Source organism: Photorhabdus sp. RM96S, assembly GCF_042879335.1.
GTDB classification, from domain to species: Bacteria; Pseudomonadota; Gammaproteobacteria; order Enterobacterales; family Enterobacteriaceae; genus Photorhabdus; species Photorhabdus kayaii.
Window position 1 is genome coordinate 1 of the sequence record NZ_JBHFKT010000094.1, and the last position, 3062, is coordinate 3062.

A 3062-nucleotide genomic window follows, 5' to 3' on the forward strand; every position below is an offset into this window, starting at 1 on the left:
AACCAATCTCCAGCATAAAATCTTAGCCATTGCCGAAGAGGAAGGGGTGCGGCAGGCCGCCTATGCGCTTAAGCTGTTGCAAAGCGACGGCGAACTGACCATTGCCAGCACTGGTAAAGACGATGCCAGCGGTAATCTGGTCACCAAACAGTACACAGTGAAAGGACCGGTGATGCTGATGTTCACCACCACCGCGATTGATGTCGATGAAGAGCTGTTAAACCGTTGTTTAGTCCTGACCGTGAACGAATCGCGGGAACAGACCGAAGCTATCCATGCCTTGCAACGTCATAAGCAGACCCTTGAAGGTTTACTGGCGGAAAATGAGAAGACCTATATCACCGAACTACATCAAAACGCCCAGCGGCTGTTGCGCCCGCTCAATGTGGTTAACCCTTATGCTTCACAGTTAACGTTCATGAGCGATAAAACCCGTACCCGCCGCGACCACATGAAATATCTCACCCTGATACAAAGTATCGCCCTGCTGCATCAGCACCAGCGCGAGGTGAAGACCGCGGAACACCGGGGCAAACGGCTTGAATATATCGAAGTCGCCAAAGAAGATATCCGCCTGGCGAACCGGCTGGCCCACGAGATATTAGGCCGCACACTGGATGAGATGCCGCCGCAGACGCGCAGGCTGTTGCTGCTGATACAAAACTGGGTCAGGGAAAGCAGGCAGCCGCGTCATGAAATGTTGTTTACCCGCAAAATGTTGCGTGATGCGGTGCAGTGGGGCGATACCCAGCTGAAAATCCATCTCTCACGGCTGGTTGAAATGGAGTACCTGCTGTTGCACCGGCGCGGGCTGACGTTCATCTACGAACTGCTGTTCGACGGGGAAGACAGCGACGCCGCGCACCTGAGCGGGCTGATAGCGCCCTGAATGGCGCAGTATGAAATCGCCCGGTCGGGGTAAGAGGTTAAGAGGTCGCCTGCTGGTCGGTATCAGGTCGGCAAGAGGTCGGGTTAAAAATATCAGCGCAAAGTCAGATGCAACAAGGCTTCACAGCAAAGCGGGCGGGTTAAGCAAAAAATTACTGTTCCGGCAGGACAGGATAAAAAAACCGTAGCATACCGACAGAACCCCCATTAAGAGGCAGACAATGGAAACACAACCTGTTTTTACCCTTGCGACCTTACGCCAGCAGCTTGAGGCGTATCTGGAAATCCAGACCACCAGCGGGCACAGCACCCGAACGCCGGAAACCTATCGGGAATGGTTAACGCCGTTCGTCGACTGGTGCGAGATGCGGGCAGTCTACCATGCGCCGCAGGTCTCCCTACCGTTGCTGGAGAGCTGGCAGCGTTATCTGCGCCGTTACCGCAAGGCAGACGGACAGCATTACGGCAATAACAGCCAGTTACAACGGCTCCGCGCCTTACGGGGGTGGTTCCGCTGGTTATTGCAGCGCCACCATATCCTGTATAACCCGACAGAAATGCTGATACTGCCGAAAGAGGAGCAGCGGCTGCCCGCGCAGGTACTGAGTGACGCGGAGACTGAACATGTGCTGACCAGCCTCGACACGCAGACGCCCCTCGGCCTGCGTAACCGCGCCATGCTGGAAGTATTCTGGAATACCGGTATCCGGCGCACAGAACTGATTAATCTGAGACTCGGCGACATAGACCGCCATCGCGGGGTGGTGGTGGTGCGACAGGGAAAAAACGGACATGACCGGGTAGTGCCGATAGGGGAACGGGCGCTGGCGTGGCTGGAGCGGTATCTGGCCAGCGTGCGCCCGCAACTGTCTTATCGGCATGACAGCGGGCATGTGTTTATCACCGTCAGAGGCAAACCGCTGGCACGCAACACCTTAACGCAAATCGCAGGGCGAACCATCCGGGAGCAGGCAAAACTCGACAAACCGGGGTCCTGCCACGTGTTCCGGCACTCAATGGCGACGCAGATGCTGGAAAACGGCGCGGACACGCGGCACATCCAGGCGATACTGGGGCATAAAAAGCTGGAGACCACGCAAATTTACACGCGGGTTGCCATCGGACACCTTAAAGAAGTTCATCAACAAACCCACCCGGCAGAGCGGAAACCGAAGAAAAAGCAGACAACGCTGCCAGACGACAAACAGGCGAATAGTGACAAGCTGGACAGCCCGAAGCCGATCTGAACGCGCTGTGTTGTCGGACAATCTTAATGTTAGCCGCTTCCCTGTGAGCGTGTGGAGTGCAGTGAAAGGCAGACTGAGCGCGTCCCTGCGCACAGACTGCCTGCCGACCTTCGGCGTGCCGGCGGTAAATGGTGGCCGCCCGGCATTAAGCCGTCGCGTCCTCTGTCAGCACCGTTGCCGGTCAGCCCCCAATGAACATAATGTGGCATTACGCGAAAGCGGGCCTGGACAGCCCGCCAACGCGCAACGGCACATTATGTCGGCGCCGCCCACCCAAGGGCGCTGCGCGGTCACCTCAGCCCCGGTGCGCGGCTGGCCGCCGGGTGGGGCCTCTTAGTCCCCGTGGCGCACCGGGCTGCGCCCGCTGCTGTCAGCCGCAGTGCTAAAACCGGCCGCCGCAGTCGCCGCCGTCCGTGGCGGCTCCGGTGTCAACATCCGCCTTAAGCCGCTGCCGGTCAGACCGTCAAGGTCAACAACCCTGAAGGCAGGCCAGCGAGCTGGCCGCAATTTATTGCCCCCACCCCAACCCCGCTGCACTGGCTGCGCCCGGCTCGCAGTCGCAGACGCCTTGCTCGTCTCCGTACTCGCCATCTCCGCCCCGTCCGCCCCCGCGGGCGGGGGCTCCCCGCTGAAACCTGTCGATAAGCGGGCTTCGCCAGCCCGCGCCCGGCCAACCCGCGTCAGCGGCGCAGACAAGCTGCACCGCCGCCACGGGTTCCCAATAAAACCCGGTTCCGGCAGGCAAAGCGGGCCGAAACCCGGCGCTGACGTCGGGGGAAAAATGCGCTAACATCGGGAAAGTGCTCGTCGGGGCGAGTTGGCATGTTCTTTAACAGGGCGGGAAAAAGCGGCGGAGAAAAAGGCGGCTAAATCAAGGGGAAAAGTCCGCTAAACTGTATGATGGCGTCGGGATAGTCCCTAAGATCC

At 59.0% G+C, this 3062-nt stretch carries 2 protein-coding genes and 1 pseudogene; 2 read left to right on the forward strand and 1 reads right to left on the reverse strand.

Features of this window, described 5'->3' with window-relative positions:
* Together ACGF49_RS24260 and xerC are read left to right on the forward strand one after the other, a co-directional pair.
* Positions 1 to 886 (forward strand): annotated as a pseudogene (locus tag ACGF49_RS24260) (DNA primase); the annotation flags it as partial.
* Between the two features lie 223 nt (positions 887 to 1109).
* Positions 1110 to 2135 carry a site-specific tyrosine recombinase XerC gene (xerC, locus tag ACGF49_RS24265; protein ID WP_387493226.1) on the forward strand — a complete coding sequence of 342 codons (1026 nt, stop codon included), beginning with the start codon at positions 1110 to 1112 and terminating at the stop codon, positions 2133 to 2135.
* Between the two features lie 680 nt (positions 2136 to 2815).
* Here the strand turns inward: xerC and ACGF49_RS24270 are convergent.
* Positions 2816 to 2959, reverse strand: a complete 144-nt coding sequence (locus tag ACGF49_RS24270) for a hypothetical protein (RefSeq protein ID WP_387493229.1) — start codon at positions 2957 to 2959, stop codon at positions 2816 to 2818.
* Between the last annotated feature and the right edge of the window lie 103 nt (positions 2960 to 3062).